The sequence below is a fragment of the Chitinophaga niastensis genome, assembly GCF_003014755.1.
Taxonomy (GTDB): Bacteria; Bacteroidota; Bacteroidia; order Chitinophagales; family Chitinophagaceae; genus Chitinophaga; species Chitinophaga niastensis.
Genome location: NZ_PYAW01000001.1, coordinates 56201 through 73034, shown reverse-complemented (window position 1 = coordinate 73034; position 16834 = coordinate 56201). Strand labels below are relative to the sequence as shown.

Annotated in this window: 14 protein-coding genes and 1 tRNA gene; 7 read left to right on the top strand and 8 right to left on the bottom strand. The window is 42.0% G+C overall.

Annotation, left to right across the window (positions count from 1 at the left end; translation table 11 throughout):
• Position 1: 1 nt before the first annotated feature.
• A complete protein-coding gene (locus tag CLV51_RS28985) occupies positions 2–172 on the top strand; it encodes a hypothetical protein (protein WP_158266892.1) in 171 nt (56 codons plus the stop codon).
• A 115-nt stretch (positions 173–287) separates the two neighbouring features.
• Here CLV51_RS28985 and CLV51_RS00340 read toward each other — a convergent pair whose 3' ends face one another.
• Positions 288–710: a response regulator gene (locus CLV51_RS00340; protein ID WP_146151206.1), complete on the bottom strand. Its 423-nt coding sequence runs from the start codon at positions 708–710 to the stop codon at positions 288–290.
• Positions 711–860: 150 nt separating this feature from the next.
• On the opposite strand from CLV51_RS00340, the gene CLV51_RS00335 reads away from it, so the two are divergent.
• The 5 genes from CLV51_RS00335 (at position 861) to CLV51_RS00315 (ending at position 8016) form a co-directional block, all read left to right on the top strand.
• Positions 861–4856: a response regulator gene (locus tag CLV51_RS00335; RefSeq protein ID WP_245898575.1), complete on the top strand. Its 3996-nt coding sequence runs from the start codon at positions 861–863 to the stop codon at positions 4854–4856.
• A 3-nt stretch (positions 4857–4859) separates the two neighbouring features.
• A complete protein-coding gene (locus CLV51_RS00330; RefSeq protein ID WP_106526028.1) occupies positions 4860–5240 on the top strand; it encodes a response regulator in 381 nt (126 codons plus the stop codon).
• Positions 5237–6064, top strand: a complete 828-nt coding sequence (locus tag CLV51_RS00325) for a CheR family methyltransferase (RefSeq protein ID WP_245898572.1) — start codon at positions 5237–5239, stop codon at positions 6062–6064. Before CLV51_RS00330 ends, CLV51_RS00325 begins: the two co-directional genes overlap by 4 nt.
• Before the next feature lie 19 nt (positions 6065–6083).
• The gene (locus tag CLV51_RS00320) at positions 6084–6656 is read left to right on the top strand and encodes a chemotaxis protein CheB (protein ID WP_106526027.1); all 573 of its coding nucleotides are present in this window, start codon (positions 6084–6086) and stop codon (positions 6654–6656) included.
• Between the two features lie 88 nt (positions 6657–6744).
• Positions 6745–8016: a hybrid sensor histidine kinase/response regulator gene (locus CLV51_RS00315; protein WP_106526026.1), complete on the top strand. Its 1272-nt coding sequence runs from the start codon at positions 6745–6747 to the stop codon at positions 8014–8016.
• A gap of 62 nt (positions 8017–8078) precedes the next feature.
• Here CLV51_RS00315 and CLV51_RS00310 read toward each other — a convergent pair.
• From CLV51_RS00310 to CLV51_RS00285, 6 genes are all read right to left on the bottom strand, one after another.
• Positions 8079–8151, bottom strand: a tRNA-Ala gene (locus tag CLV51_RS00310).
• Positions 8152–8216: 65 nt separating this feature from the next.
• Positions 8217–8636 (bottom strand): response regulator, encoded by a 420-nt coding sequence (locus CLV51_RS00305; RefSeq protein ID WP_106526025.1) that lies wholly within the window; start codon positions 8634–8636, stop codon positions 8217–8219.
• Positions 8620–9717, bottom strand: a complete 1098-nt coding sequence (locus CLV51_RS00300; RefSeq protein WP_106526024.1) for a hybrid sensor histidine kinase/response regulator — start codon at positions 9715–9717, stop codon at positions 8620–8622. Before CLV51_RS00300 ends, CLV51_RS00305 begins: the two co-directional genes overlap by 17 nt.
• Before the next feature lie 19 nt (positions 9718–9736).
• Positions 9737–11851 (bottom strand): sensor histidine kinase, encoded by a 2115-nt coding sequence (locus CLV51_RS29725; RefSeq protein ID WP_158266891.1) that lies wholly within the window; start codon positions 11849–11851, stop codon positions 9737–9739.
• Between the two features lie 109 nt (positions 11852–11960).
• On the bottom strand, positions 11961–12599 hold the full coding sequence (locus CLV51_RS00290; protein WP_245898570.1) for a hypothetical protein: 639 nt from the start codon (positions 12597–12599) through the stop codon (positions 11961–11963).
• Positions 12600–12706: 107 nt separating this feature from the next.
• Positions 12707–13804, bottom strand: coding sequence for an Rv1355c family protein (locus tag CLV51_RS00285; RefSeq protein ID WP_106526021.1), 1098 nt, complete (start codon positions 13802–13804; stop codon positions 12707–12709).
• A gap of 475 nt (positions 13805–14279) precedes the next feature.
• On the opposite strand from CLV51_RS00285, the gene CLV51_RS00280 reads away from it, so the two are divergent.
• Positions 14280–15011: a superoxide dismutase gene (locus tag CLV51_RS00280; protein ID WP_106526020.1), complete on the top strand. Its 732-nt coding sequence runs from the start codon at positions 14280–14282 to the stop codon at positions 15009–15011.
• A 190-nt stretch (positions 15012–15201) separates the two neighbouring features.
• On the opposite strand, the gene CLV51_RS00275 is transcribed toward CLV51_RS00280, so the two are convergent.
• Positions 15202–16824 carry an ArnT family glycosyltransferase gene (locus tag CLV51_RS00275; RefSeq protein WP_106526019.1) on the bottom strand — a complete coding sequence of 541 codons (1623 nt, stop codon included), beginning with the start codon at positions 16822–16824 and terminating at the stop codon, positions 15202–15204.
• Between the last annotated feature and the right edge of the window lie 10 nt (positions 16825–16834).

Here is a 16834-nt window from a genome sequence, read left to right as displayed (position 1 = left end):
TATGATGGTAACCTGTTACCGGAGATGGCTAACAGGACAAGGGATTGATAATAAAGGTTTTGGACCGGATGTGAAAATGGATTTTGATAAAGCCGGATGGTTGGAAGAGGTGCCGGGGGAAATTGTAATTTCTTTTCCGTTAAGATTGAGTTTACAATTGGCTACATTTTAATGATCATCTTTACTCCGACAAATATTGTCTTCATGCTATTGTATGAAGTTCAATAAATTTATAGTAACAATGGTAGAAAAGCCGGCCTCACAAATCCTTGTGAGGCCTATTTTATTCAGATGATTTTTTTTTGCAGGATGTCTGAGAGTATATGTGTTAACTCGCGCAAGTTATTAGGCTTCGTTAAAAAGTAAGCTGCCCCCAGCTCCCTGGTTTCTTTTTTATCGTCTTCATGAGAAGAGGTGGTGTAAATAATAACAGGGATTTTTTTCAAATGATCCATCTGTTGTATTTCGGCCAGGAACTGCTTTCCGTCTACACGTGGCATATTAAGATCAAGGAAAATAAGATCGGGTATCAGGTGGTTATCCAGCTTTTCCAATGCATCCTCTCCGTTAATGGCCTCATGGTAAATAATATCCGGTGCCAGTTCTTTTAATACTTCACCAAATATCATCCTGTCATCTATGTCGTCATCAATTAAAAGTACGGAGGTATATTTACAGCTATTACCCATATCAATTTCGAATAGGGACAAATCTATGATTTTGTTGTTATTTTATTATCATTATAATACAGCTAACTTACCGTTCTGAAAGGGAGATCTATTTAAACCCGGTAAGGGCGTTATTTTCAGGATGTATTCTATGAAAAACTAAACAAGCTCAGGCAGATGAAAAAATATTTTATGCATCTTCCGTTACCCAGGAAGTTATTGCTGATAGCCATAATACCGCTTATTTGTCTTGTTTATTTTGGTGTTCAGATTTTCAATAAGCAAAACGAAGATATCCGCAGCATAGATATCCTGTTGCAACAGGTAGGTAATGCCACTAACATTATGAAGGTGGCGGATCAGATACATATGGAACGTCGTTACAGCGTAAATTATGTAATGCATACCGAGGGGATCAACGATCTGTTGACGCAACGTGCTAAAACAGATTTGGCTATTGATGCAGTGAAAAGTAAGCTGCTGGCAGATGACAGCCACTTCTTCCAATATTCATTACTCAACACACTACCTAAGAAAAGAATTGAAATCGATAAGAAGAGCATGCCGCAACAAGAGGTGTTGGACTATTATTCCAATCTTATCTTCCGGTTGAATAACCTGTCCAGGACCAATGCACCGAATATAACCATTCTGCGGACACTGCAACAGGAGCTGGATGCACAATACCTGCTGTCGCAAATGGCCGCTTACCAGGGCATGATTCGCATGGACATTTATTATTTTATGCTGAAGAAGGAGGTGTGGCCGGAAGATTTTTCCCGCGTGGAAAATAATAATGATATGTATGCATCACTGCGCACTGAATTTATGGATAAAGCATCTCCTGTTGCCACCAGGGAATTTGAGCAAATGGAGCACTCTAATGCGTATACCATCACTAATGATTTTATCGCGGGTACCATCAGCAACCATAAGATAGATACATTATTTAATGCAGACTCCTGGTGGGACAACTCTTCCAGCGCAGTGGACCAGCTGAAACAATTACAACGATCCATCTTAGAGCGGGCAAGCAGAGATGCGAAAGCGATTTCACAAAGAGAGAACGATCTTAAAACACGGTACCTGGTTTTCCTGGTGCTCATTATTGTATTAGTAGTTGTTTTTGTAACGATCACTATCAGCAGTATTACCGATAGCCTAGAATTATTAAGAGCTGCTGCTGTGAAAATTGCGAAAGGCATACCCGGCGCGGCTCCTGTGCTGCACACAAAAGATGCTGTTGGTAGCCTGGCCCGTTCATTTGTAACAATAGACGAAACAAACCAGGCATTGGCGAATGCAGCAGACAGTATTGGTCGCGGCAATTTTAATATCGATGTGCAGCCCCGCAGCAGTGAAGATTTGCTCGGAAATGCTGTTGTACATATGGCTGCAGAACTGAAAATATTCCGCCGCAGCAATGAGCAAAAGATATGGATACAATCGGGACTGAACCGCATCACTGAAACACTGCTGGGAGAAAAAGCAATGAATGAACTCAGCAAAGATGCACTCACTGATATTGTACAATATACCGGGGCACAAACCGGTATTTTATACATCAAACAATCCAATGAACTGCACTTTGCTGCAGGATATGCATTATCAGCCGATTATCCGGCACCACCGGTAATTGAAGTGGGGAAAACATTGCTGGGACAAGCAGTGCTGCAGCGGGAGCCTTTGTATTTAAAGGAAGCACCGGATAACTTTCTGCACATCGTTGGGGGTACTGCTGCCGCGCAGCCGGGTTATGTGCTTATTATTCCACTCATTCATGCCGGCATATCTGAAGGAGTAATGGAAATAGGCTCGCTGTTTCCGTTTACAGACAATGTAATAGATTTTACAAAACAGGCTGCTGTAAATATTGCAGTTGCTTTACAAACTACCAGGAGCCGTACCAAATTACAGGAACTGCTGGAAGAAACACAGGCACAGACCGAAGAGCTGCAAATACAGCACAGCGAGCTGGAAAGCCTCAATGTAGAACTGGAAGCACAAACAGAAAAACTACAGGTATCTGAAGAAGAACTGAAAGTGCAACAGGAAGAACTGATGCAGTCCAACGCAGAGTTGGAAGAAAGAAGCCGCCTGCTGGAAGATAAAAATCAGATCATCGTAGAACGTAACCTGGATATATATAAGAAGGCAGAAGAACTGGCACTCAGCACCCAATACAAATCAGAGTTCCTGGCGAATATGTCGCATGAACTACGTACACCGCTGAACTCTATCCTGTTGCTGTCACGCCTGTTGTCAGAGAATCATGATCATAATCTCAAGGGTGACCAGGTAGAATATGCACAGGTGATCAATAGCTCAGGTAAAGGTTTGCTTACGCTGATAGATGAAATACTGGATCTCTCAAAAATTGAGTCCGGAAAAATGGAGCTGGAATATAGTGATGTATCTGTTGACGATATCAGCGCTAGCATGCAGGCATTGTTTGAGCCAATGGCACGTGAAAAAGGACTTACACTAAAACTGCTTACTGCACCGGAAACACCGGTCACCATTGAAACAGATCAAAACAGGCTGGAACAGGTACTGAAAAATTTATTATCCAATGCACTGAAATTTACTGCCAGGGGATCAGTAACACTGGAGATAGCACCCGGCGAAACCCCTGATACTATTCGCTTTGCAGTGAAGGATACCGGCATCGGTATTCCGGTTGAAAAACAACAGATTATCTTTGAAGCCTTTCAACAGGCTGACGGCTCTACCCGCAGAAAGTATGGCGGAACGGGACTGGGATTGTCTATCAGTCGCGAGCTGGCTAAGTTATTAGGCGGACAAATAAACATCAGCAGCAAAAGCAACGAAGGCAGTGAGTTTTCTGTTACCATTCCTATAATGCATAAACCTTTTCCAGCACCCGATAATAACTTCGTACTGCCGTCACCGGTAGTAGAAGAGATCACCACTTTGCCACGTTATCTTTCTACTATCATACCAGCCGATATTTATGATGACCGCGGATTAATTGAACCCGGTGATCCGGTGATATTGATAGTGGAAGACGACACACATTTTGCCAAAGCACTACTGGACTTCACGCATACCCGCGGATACAAAGGCATTGTATCAGTGCGTGGTGATGAAGCGGCCCCCCTGGCCCGTAAATACAAACCCATTGGTATTCTATTGGATATACAACTACCTGTAAAAGATGGATGGCAGGTAATGGAAGAACTCAAAAATGATCCGCTAACCAGACCTATTCCGGTGCATATCATGTCATCTATGGAAATGAAAAAAGAAAGCCTGCTGAAAGGTGCGGTAGACTTTATCAACAAACCGGTGACCATAGAAAATATGCAGCTCATTTTTGAAAAGATGGAATTTGTACTGCAGCGTTCCACCGCTACCAAAAAAGTATTGATACTGGAGGAAAACGCCAAACACGCCAAAGCACTGGCATATTTCCTGAGCAACTACCAGGTGAGCGCTGAAATCAGCAATACAGTAGATGACGGTGTGAAATTGCTGCAACAAAAGGATGTGGACTGTGTTATACTGGATATGGGCATCCCTGATCAGCAGGCATATGAAGCACTCGAAATGGTGAAAGAAATAAAAGGTCTTGAAAATCTGCCGATCATCATCTTCACAGGTAAAAGTTTATCCAAAGCGGAAGAGCATCGCATCAAACAATACGCAGATTCTATTGTAGTGAAAACAGCGCATTCCTATCAGCGTATGCTGGATGAGGTATCGCTCTTTTTGCACCTGGTATCAGAAAATGCACCACCCGTATCCGCTGTGAATGGTAAAATGGCCATGCTCAACGAAGTGCTGAAAGATAAAACAGTACTGATCGCAGATGATGATGTGCGCAATATCTTCTCCTTAACAAAAGCACTGGAAAAACACCAGATGAAAGTGCTGCCGGCTATCGATGGGAAAGAAGCCCTGCAGCAGCTGAGGGAACATACTGCAGACATAGTACTCATGGATATGATGATGCCTGAAATGGACGGCTATGACGCCATTGCAGCCATCAGAAAACAACCCGATCTGAAAAACCTCCCGGTGATTGCTGTTACAGCCAAAGCCATGATGGGCGACAGAGAGAAGTGCCTGCAGGCAGGTGCATCTGATTATATTTCCAAACCGGTAGACGTAGACCAGTTAATCTCTTTATTACGGGTATGGCTATACGATAAAGGCATGAAATAATTTATGGAACAAAAAAACGTATTGATTATAGACGATGATACGCGCAACATTTACGCACTGAAGGCAGTGTTGCGTTCCCGGAATATTCCCTGCCAGAGCGCCAGTACAGCGGCTGAAGGACTGCAGCTATTATCGCAGGACCACCAGGTAGGAGTAGTGCTCATGGATATTATGATGCCGGATATGGATGGCTACGAAACCATTGTGGCATTACGTGCTATTCCCGGAAATAGTCAGTTGCCTGTTATTGCAGTCACCGCAAAAGCAATGGTAGGCGATCGCGAGAAGTGCCTGGAAGCCGGTGCGGATAATTATATTTCAAAACCTATTGATGTAGATGAGTTGCTGACGCAGATACACCAATATTTATCGGTGGAAAAGTGATCAGGAATCCTATAAGTGAACAGGAGGTAGCCATGTTGTTAAACGACGTGCTGGAAAGATATGGGTACGATTTTACTGAATATGCACCAGCTTCTATTAACAGAAGAGTGAATCATCTTTTTCGGATAGACCGCTTTCCGAGCTTTGCGGAATATCGATGCCGCATTATTTCAGATGAGGAATATGTATTGCGTTTTGTGGAGGAAATTACGGTGAACGTAACAGAGATGTTCCGTGATCCTGACTTCTACAGTGCGCTACGTACGGAGGTATTACCGGTATTGGCTACTTATCCGTTTATTCGCGTTTGGCATGCCGGCTGTTCTACAGGAGAGGAAGTATATTCATTTGCGATCCTGCTGAAAGAAGCTAACCTGTTGCATAAATCCGTGATCTACGCAACAGATATTAATACGCATGTGTTGGAGAAAGGCCGCAAGGGCATGTTTCGTCTTTCGCAGATGCAGCAATACTCCCGCAATTATATGGAGGCTGGTGGTCAGGAAGACTTCTCTTCATATTATACTGCCAATTATGATTATGCTAAATTTCGTGAATACCTGGGGGAGAAGATTATTTTTTCTCCGCACAACCTGGTTACAGACGGTTCTTTTAACGAATTTCAACTGATCATCTGTCGTAATGTGCTGATCTATTTTAATAAAAATTTGCAGGATAAAGTACTCACCTTATTTTCTGAGAGTATGGAGCAGCTTGGATTTCTGGCATTGGGTAGTAAGGAAACGCTTAACTTCACCAGTGTCATAAAAAAATTCAGGCAGCTTGGAAACAGAGAGAAGATCTGGCGAAAGATGCACCTGTAATGATGAAACTACAACCCTTATGACTGTTGCACCTCGTTTGATAGTAATTGGCGGTTCTGCCGGAGGCTTACAGGCTATCTTATCATTATTGCCAGATCTGGATGTGCAGCTGCAGTCTGCTGTTATTATTGTGCTGCACCGGCAAAGCCACTATGAGTCTGTGTTGACAGAGCTACTTTCTACCAAAACAAAGCTGCCTGTTAAGGAAGCCGAAGAAAAGGAGGCGTTGCTGTCCGGTGTTATTTACATTGCACCGGCAGATTATCATTTGTTGGTAGAAGCAGACCATACCCTGTCACTTGATTATTCAGAGAAGGTGAATTATAGCCGTCCGAGTATAGATGTTACATTTTCGTCCGCAGCGCCTGTCTATGGCGGCAATATGCTGGCATTGCTGCTTTCGGGTGCCAATACAGACGGGGCAGAAGGATTGATAGATGTACATGAAGCCGGCGGTGTGATTGCAGTACAGGATCCGCAAACGGCTGACGTGGATTATATGCCACGCCGGGCTATTCAGCTCGCGCCTGTTGATGTTATTTTGCGACCGGAAGAAATGGCTGCCTACATCAACGGATTTGCGGGGGTATGATTATTGAGCAGTATTGTTTAACTGAATATGCCGGGTTGAAATGCCGCCCTGTACAAAATGCTGACTGCTTAAATATATATGTTTTTGTATGATCCTGATTGTAGATGATAAGCCGGAAAACATACTGTCGATTAAAAAGACGCTCGAGCTGTATAAGTTTGAAGTAGACGCAGCTGCATCCGGTGAGGAAGCACTGAAGAAAATACTTAAGCATAATTATACGCTGATCATCCTGGATGTACAAATGCCCAGCATGGATGGATTTGAAGTAGCAGAGGCTATTTCAGGCTACAGTAAAGCCAGGGATATTCCTATCATTTTTTTATCTGCTGTTAATAAAGACAAAAGATTCATCGTAAAAGGATATGATTCCGGCGGTATTGATTATATCACTAAACCCGTAGATCCTGATATCCTGCTGATGAAAGTAAAAACCTTCTCCCGCCTTTATCAGCAATCGTTAGAGCTGAAGCAGATACATCAGTCGCTCAAAGAGGAAGTAGAAGTGCGTAAGCTGGCGCAGGAAGCGCTTATTGCGCATCAGCGGCAGGTGAATGAAATGCTGGAGCAGAAAGTAAAGGAAAGAACAGAAGAACTGAGGGAGATTAATAAATCACTCGAAGCCAGCAACCATGATCTGCAGCAATTTGCTTCAGTAGCCTCTCATGACCTGAAAGAACCATTGCGTAAAATACAACTGTTTGGGGCTATTTTAAGAGATAAATTCCTGCAGATGGACCCTAACGCTATGGCGTACATGGAACGTATTGTAGGGTCTTCAGAACGCATGGCAAGGCTGATAAACGACCTCTTGAACTACTCCCGCTTATCGGTGGCAAGCATATACGAAAAAACGGATCTGAACGTAGTGGTACAGGAAATTCTCAGCGACCTGGAATTGATGATTAGTGAGAAAGACGCTACCATACATGTGGAGAAAATGCCCCATATTGAAGCGGTTCCGGGGCAAATCCGACAGGTTTTTCAAAATATTATCAGTAATGCACTGAAGTTTTCCCGCAGTGATATATCGCCGCAAATAAATATTACTGCGGAACTGGTGGCAGACAATCACCCTCAAAGTGCCGCCCACCCCGACGGACACTATTGCCGTATCGTTATCCGCGATAATGGGATCGGATTCAATGAAAAATATCTCTCTAAAATATTCACCATCTTCCAGCGGCTGCATACGTCGGAGCTATATGAGGGTACAGGCATTGGGCTGGCCATCGCTAAAAAAGTAATCGATAAGCATCAGGGAATGATCACTGCTAGGAGTAAAGAAGGGGAGGGGACTTCCTTCATCATTGTATTGCCGGTGCAGCAGGTAAATAACGTAAATAACCTGGTAGCGTAATCACAAAAGATATAAAAAAGAAAAGGGCTTACAAATCTTATGATTTGTAAGCCCTTTAAGGGTGGAGGATATCGGACTCGAACCGATCACCTCAAACATGCCATGCTTGCGCTCTACCAGATGAGCTAATCCCCCATGTCAATTGAAGTTCCCCCTTTCGGGAGTGCAAAAATATATTTTTTCCTGTAAACGCCAACATTTTATAAAAAATCTTTGAAGATTCCTTCAATGGTTTCCTTTAAATCCTTTAGCAACAATGGTTTGCGCAGTAATTTTATTACCATCGGGTTGGCATTGGTACGGGTAATATCTCCATAATCAAGGGAAGAGGAGACCATAACGATATGGCATTGTGATTTAATTTTGTATGGATAGGCATCAAATGCATGCAGGAATTCAAACCCATCCATCTCCGGCATTTGTATATCCAGTAAGATAACAGTGGGCGGAATTTTAGGTAATGTAATGTTGGAAGATAAAAATTCCAGCGCCTTGTTAGCATTTGCAAATGAAAGTACCGTTCTGCTGATTTGTTGAAAGCTGATCAACTTTTCATGCAGCAATAAATCAATCTCGTTGTCATCTATCAATATGACGCGCAGGTCAGGTATCGAATTCATTTCTATTGGGGATGCTAATTTCAAATTGTGTGCCTTCACCGTATTTGGATGCTACATTAATAGTCCCGCCAATTTTACTCAGCGCTTCTTTTACAATGTAAAGACCAATACCACTACCAGGTTTGTTATTATTTTTAGACCTGAAAAACATTTTGAAGATATTATTCAGATGCTCGCTTAATATACCAATTCCATTATCCCGAATGCATATAGTAGCCTTGTGAGGCTCTACTTTAACAGACAGGTTCACCATGGGATTGGTTTCATCTGGTTTTTGGTACTTAACAGCGTTAGAAATAAGATTGTTTAAAATTACACTGATGCGGAAAGTATCTCCCCTGAAGTCCAGGGCTTGCTCTACCTGCGTTTGAAAGCGGATATCTGTATTCTGTGGTTTAAATGCTGTGATGCAATCGTTCAGCAGATTGATGAAATCAATTTTTTCATATTCTATTTCCAGGCGGGAATTGCGGTAATATTCAATAATCTTCTGTATAAAGTCGTCCAGCTTTAGTACACAGGATTCTACCATCACCATATAACCGTTGGGGTCCACCACTGAATTATCCAGTCGCGATAAATTGATGATACCCAGTACAGACATCAACGGAGAACGAAGATCATGGGAGGTGGAATAAATAAAACGATTGAGTTCATCATTCGTTTTTTCCAGCTCTTCTATCTTTTCCTTTAACTGTTTGCGGGTACGGTATATCTCATAAGCATTATTGATGGTTTTATGCAGCTCATGCTCATCCCAGGGTTTCTTGATATAGGAATAGATATGCCCTTTGTTAATAGCATCAATGATATCATCAACATCCGTATAACCAGTGAGCAAAATACGCATCGGGTCAGGGAGCGTATCTTTTATCTCATTAAAAAATTCTACACCGGTAGATACGGGCATTTTCTGATCCGCTATTATAATCTGCACCATAATCTCTTTCAGCAGTAGCTTTCCCTCCTGCGCAGAGCTGGCGGTATAGATTTCATAACTTCTGCGAAAACTGGCTTTAAAGGCGTTTAGATTATGAATTTCATCATCTATATATAATATTCTTATGCGGTTTTCTTTCATTAAAAGATCTTATGGTTAATTACGATAAATGATTTGTTATATCGAGGGGTAAATATATAATAAATTCCGCTCCTTCTCCGGGGGCCGAATTGACAATGATCTTACCCTTGTGCTTTTCTATGATGCTGAATACAATAGATAATCCCAGGCCAGTGCCTTCTCCTACGTCTTTGGTGGTGAAGAAAGGATCAAAAATCTTTTCCCTTACTGCTTCTGTCATACCAATACCGGTATCTTTTATGGTGATGATTATAAACTTATCTTCCTGTCGTGTAGAAATGGAGATAAACTCATTATTATGATGTTCTTTTTTGGTTTTGATGGCATTCAGTGAATTGGAGAAAATATTCATGAACACCTGGTTAATTTTACCGGCGTAGCATTCTATTTTCGGCAGTTCTGCATAATCCTTAATGATATTTACATCCGGTGGTATGCCATTGCGAAGCAATACCAGCGTGGAGTCCAGCCCTTCATGTATATCAATGGACTTTACTTCACTTTCATCCAAACGGCTGAAAGTACGTAAGCCTTTTACTATTTCGGCGGTGCGTGCTGCTCCATCTTCTATACCTTTTATAAGCGATGAAATTTCTTCATGGATATAATCAATATCAATTTCTTTTTTGAATAACTCAATATCTGCCAGTTCTTTTTGTATATCCGGGTTGGTGGCCAGCTGATCATAGCGACTCAGTAAGCTTCTCAGGTCCGCAATATCCAGTTTCAGTGGTTTGATGTTGGAAGTAACAAAGTTGATAGGATTGTTGATTTCATGGGCAATACCGGCTGTAAGCTGACCAAGCGATGCCATCTTTTCTTTTTCTACCAGCCTGGTTTGTGTGTCCTTCAAATTATTCAGGGCATTATTCAATTCCAGGTTAGTCGCCTGCAGGTCTTCCGTTCTGTCCTTTACTTTACTTTCCAGTATGATATTTTGTTCTCTTACCAGTCGCTCATTTTCCAGGGAGATGGTCAGTGCCAGTTGCTGGGAAGCTTCTTTTTCCGCTTTGAACATATTTATTTTATGTGCCAGCGCAAATGATAATAACAACACTTCCAGCCCGGAGCCTATCTGTAAGGCGTAATAGGTAAAGTTGTTGTAAGGCAGCATATTGAAGTTGCGCAACACAAACACAAAAATGCTGATCAGGAAGATAGACCAGGCCACCAGGAAGAACCTGGCCGCACTCACTCCTTTAAGACTGATACGGTAGGCTACAACAAATGCAATCACTGCAGCAAGGAAAGCATCCATCTGCACCATGATCTGCGCATAATTATACATGTCCAGGAACATGGGAATAAAACACAACAGGTACAAGACAAAGGCTGCATACAACAGTTTGTGTCCTAAAGGATAATTCTGTTTGGTATGCAGAAAATTTTGAATGAACGCCAACGCTGTAAGCCCGTTTAGTATAGGCACAAACACCGTGGCATGCATAGCCAGCCAGGAATTGTTGGGCCACAGGAACCGGAAGGCATAACCTTGCAGTGTGACCTGTGTAAGACCCACACAAATAATATAGCTTACATAAATAAGGTAACTGTTATCCCTGGTAGAAATATAAATGAACAGGTTATAGCATGCCATGGCCAGGATAACACCAATATAGATACCGAATATGAGTTCGCGCCTGTTGTTTTTTTCAAAGATGAGTTCCGGTGTGCTCAGATAAACGGGCAGCTGCAGCTGTTCTCCGGCTTTCACCCTCAGATAATATTCTCTGGTGGCATTGGTTGGAATACTGATGGCAAACTGATAATTCTGATGATCATAACCACGGGTTTTAAAAGCGGTATACTCACCCAGCCTGGTACTTTTAGTACTGCCATCGGGCAAACTTTCATACAAAGTAATATCATCAATAATCGGGTATTCTATTTCCAGTATTAATTGATTTTCATCAGACAGATTCTGGATAGAGAACCTGGCCCATTGTGTATAAGGTGTGATCTGCAGGTTGGGAACATCCTGTGTGGAAGCCAGAAAGGGCTGTTGTTTTACCGCATCAAAAGTTAATTTGTTGCTTTTGTCGGTATAAAGCGCAAGATGGCCGCCTATTTGCAACAACTGGTGACCGTTTTTATATACAACGGGTTGCGCAGTTATTGTAAATAAGGTAGACAAAGTAAAAATTGACCACAAAACAACAATCTTAGACAACATCCGGAAGAAATTATATTAGAATTGAATTTATATATTTTTTTTGTAATTGCGGTCAGCTTACTGGCAAAGATCAGGGTTTCGTTGTAGCCAAATGAACATTTGAAGGAATTTTGAGATGATAATTAACCTCATAAGTCCCTTTGGGCCCAACTTCTACTTTAGATTGAATAGGATTTTCACGTAAATCTGCAATCAGTAATTTTTCTTTTGGATCTGCGTAATCCAGGTTGTAACAATCATTGATTACCATAGCCGTGGCCAGGAAGTCATCTTTAGGATAAAAGAAAGTGCCTTTATTTCCTAATGATTCATCAATTACAAAACCAACGCGCTTGCCTACACGAGTAGTAATAGGTGCACATAGTACATGAAATGTTTCGATGGGCAGCTGTGCTGCCAGCACTACACCAACCCTTGCCAGTACCTGGCTGCCGATTCCCATTCCGGCTACTTCCTTGGAATTCCACATGCCACAGATCTCTGCACTTCCTTTTTTTACATAAGAGTATATCTTGGGATCATATTTACCGATAGCTGTTTCGATAGGTAATGGTAATATACCGTCTGCTATTTGTACACGTGCCCCTCCATATGTTTTGGTACGCGTTTCATCTTCCACAATAATCACGATTGTATTGTCGTGTTGCATCCAATCTACACTGCCAGAGGTCACCTGGGCGATGCCAAAATAAATCTCCAGCAGCCTCATGTGACCAGTATAAAATCTTAAACAAGCCTCAGGATCAGCCGGTGCCCTAAATACCCTTACATTAATCATGACATTGCGGAATAGCGCTTATACAAGGCATAAGTTTGTTAAACAATCAACTGCTCAAAATCTATGTAATACCTGCCTGAACTCTTCAATTGATTCAGTGATATCCGGCGGCAAGTATCTGCTACAAGTGCGCCACCCAATACTACAGAAGATGCGAGTTGTGGCCAGGTGGTGATAGTTTTACCAATTTCGCCCAGAGAAAATTTCATTCTGGCCGAAGCGTTCTCTAATGCCAGCATAGGACTGAAGATAGGCAGCTTTTCCGCATCTGTGAGCCCTTTCAGTGTGGATATCTCCACTTCAGGAATCAGTCCATGCAGCAGGGGCCTGTCCGGCTCCAGATCAAAGCGCTCAATATCTATCATGCCTCTGTCGTTCATTTCCATCACCACAGGTATCTTTAACTGTTTAGCCTTTATTCTGCTCAATATCTTTATATCTACCCCATCACATTCTTCTACGAAAATATCCAGTTGACCATCAGCACTAAAAAAGTCGTCCATGTTACTTTCAGTCATGCCATCCGGATAACACTTCACTTTTATATAAGGATCCAGTTCTGCTATTTCACGGGCAGCTATCACTACTTTGGATACCTGTATATTATGCACACCACAACGAATCCTGTTCATGTTAGTCAGTTCCAGCTTATCAAAGTCTGCCAGCCTGAGCTCACCACATAAACGTTCCATCACCAGTGTTAATGCGATCGATTGCCCAACTGATAAACCCACGATGCCAATCTTCTTTTTCGACAGGATTGCTATTTCTTCATCAGTAATTTTATGTTTATTGCGACTGGTACGTAATTCAATAAAATCTGCCTCATCTACAATGTGTACCAAATGATCACTCCAGGGATAATATACCCATACGCCAACATGATCTGCGGGTAATGCTCCGATATATTCCCGGATCTTTTTTTCGGATTCTTCGTGAGTAAGTGGTTTAGTAGGATTCCTGATTTTCATCAGTTCACGTAACTGGGAATATAAATTATCGTTGATGCGTATATGTGGTCGGGATTTCAGTAAGGTGGCCAATCCCTGCTGGTCTTGCTCTCTGTTTAAATTGTAAAAAACAGGTTTATAGTCATTAGATTCGTCCTGTTGTTTCCTGAGGTGTTCTCGTATCATGTTTCCTGCTTTATCGAGGTAGTGCTTAATAAATTGTTGGCCTTAACTACATTATAATATCGTTGTGAAAAAATAATATCGTTGTGAAAAAGCAACTCCTGTTACTTCAAAGTTATTTGCTTGTATCTTGTATAAGGCAATCGGTTATTTTATGTTGGCTAATTGGCGGGTTAATAAACAGGGACATCTTTATGCCTGTTGAGCCCGGGATAAATAAGTTTGGCAATCATAAATTAATCACAATTATCAGGTGTAATCATCACATGAATGTAAGGTAAAATAATAATTTAATATCAAAATAAAGGAAAACTTTTCCGTTATTTTGGTATTAAATTACTCCTTTTGCTGTTTAAACTAGTGTTATAATATCACTTTTCCCGTTCTTTCGCTAAATTAGATTGGTGTAATATTTGCCGTTTTTTTGCGCTTAACTTCGATCTTTATTACTCTTTAATGTATATTAAAAAATAGAAATATGGACAAGAGAGAATTTCTCAAACTAACCAGCCTTGCAGGTGCCGCTGTATTAAGCGCCCCATTAAGCAGTCTGGCCGCTCCAGCTTTTACCGGCAAACCATCCTTTGCCGATCCTAAGGCCCCTTTTGTACTCCCCGCATTGCCTTATGCATATGATGCCCTGGAGCCCAATATTGATAAGCTGACAATGGAAATACACCATGATAAGCACCATGCAGCCTACGTGAAAAATCTGAACGATGCTTTGACAGGTACTGCTTTTGCAGCGCTTTCACTGGAAGACATCCTGAATAAGGTAACGGAGAAAGATAAAGCTATCCGCAATAACGGTGGCGGACACTACAACCACTCGCTGTTCTGGACCCTGCTCTCACCAAAAGAATCCAATATCTCTGCCGGCTTAAAAAGTGATCTTACTTCCGCTTTTGGTACCTGGGAGAGTTTTCAGACTAAATTCAACGATGCAGCGAAAACTGTTTTCGGTTCCGGCTGGGCATGGTTGATAGTAACCCCAGGGAAGAAACTGGCTATTATCAATACTCCTAATCAGGATAACCCGTTGATGCACAATATTGTAAAAGATAAAGGAACGCCAATTCTGGCACTGGATGTATGGGAACATGCCTACTACCTGAAGCATCAGAACAAGCGTCCTGACTATATCAATGCATTCTGGAAGGCCATCAACTGGGAAGAAGTAGAGAAGAGATATAAAGCAGCAATGGCATAGATTGTCTTACTCCGATTAGACTGATTATGCTGATTACCCCGATTTTATTTTTTTGATTAAGATAGATTGTAAAAAGATTAGCGAAGATCGAAGCGGATATACTCGCTTTAATCTTCGCTAATCTTTTTATAATCAAAAAAATAAAATCGGGGTAATCAGCATAATCAGTCTAATCGGGAGTAAGACAGTCCTATTTACGCTTTAAGAACACAAAACCATTCTTCTCCCCAATCACTTCCAGGTTAGGAAGGTGCCGGTACTGTTCACTATCTGTAATACGGCAAATGAAATAAGCTGGTTTATCTATTTGCCCGTTCAGCAACCATTCAGTATCGTAATAATTCTTATTGGCATGCGGCAGCTCTCTCGAATAATAATGTTGCGCATAACTATGATAACCTAACGCTTTCACGTATACGTCTTTTCCTTGCAGGGAAATAAAGAAGTCGATAGCCGCCCCTTGTGAATAACGTTCTATTTTAGGTACAAAATGCACTACCGTTACCTGAATTACAAGAATAGAGCTGATAAACAAACACAGTAAGCCTTTGGTTGTTTTATGACGCATCAGCAAAACAGCACTCACGATCACCAGGATTATATAGCCGATTCCGTAAGCGGCTTCCATCGCTGACCATGATACCTGTGCCTGCAGGTTAGCTACGGCAAACTTATCACCAATGTAAGGGATGAGCATATCTTTATACACACCTACCAATGGCAATACGGCAATGGCTATACCCAGTACAATACCTATAAACATGATCAGTGCTATATTCCAGCCACGCAGCCGCTGTTTGCCTTCGGCCAGTCTGTATACCTGCCAGGCCGCCAGGAAGGAAAGCGGGAAATAACAGAGCGAAGAATAATGCACAATCTTGGTTTTCACAATGGAAAACAGGATCAGCACCACCCAGAACAACACCCACATCCATACCTTAAAGTCTTTTAACTCAATAGCAGCAGGAGTGGAGTAGATCGTTTTTTTCTTTCCCTGTAAATAAGTGAACAGGAAAGTACTGGCTGGAAAACATCCGATCAGCAACACTATCCAGTGGTAAAAGAACGGACCACCATGGCCGGCATCTTCTGTTGTAAGCAAACGGATCTGGTAAGCAATGAATTCATTCACAAACCACCAGCCGTGTGCAGCTATTTCATAACCAAACCACAACAGTGTGGTAAGGCAGGCAAACAAAGCAATTAATCCGAGATGTGAAAACCGGATACTTATTTTTCCTTTATTCCAGATCCAGTATACCAGCAGGGTAAGCAAAGCTACCAGGATGGCTACCGGGCCTTTGGTTAATACCGCCAACCCCAGGCACAGACCACTGAAAATAGCCATGCGTAAAGGTTTGCTGTTATAGCCAATACGATAGGCGTAATAAATAGAAAGGAAAATGAAGAAGTTGAAAGTAGGATCAATGATACCTGACTTGAAATAGAAATGTGGTAACCAGGAACCTGCGTATACCAATGCCCACCAAAAGCCGAATTTCTCATCTGCCAGCTTTTTGCCAATGGCAAATACACTTACGATAGTGGCAATCCCAATAATCGCATTGGGAAGACGGGCGGCAAAATCATTTATCCCGAATAACATCATACTGCCGGCCTGCATCCAGATAAACAAAGGTGGTTTTTCCCAGAAAGGCCGGAAGTCGATCTGCACCTGGCTGAAGTTGTGGCTTACAATCATTTCCCGGGCCGCTTCCGCAAAGTTGATTTCGTCCCAGTCAAATAAGTGTACAGCTCCCAGAAAAGGTATGAATAGCAACGCAGCCACCAGGGCAATCAATAGGTACTTCATTCAAACTATT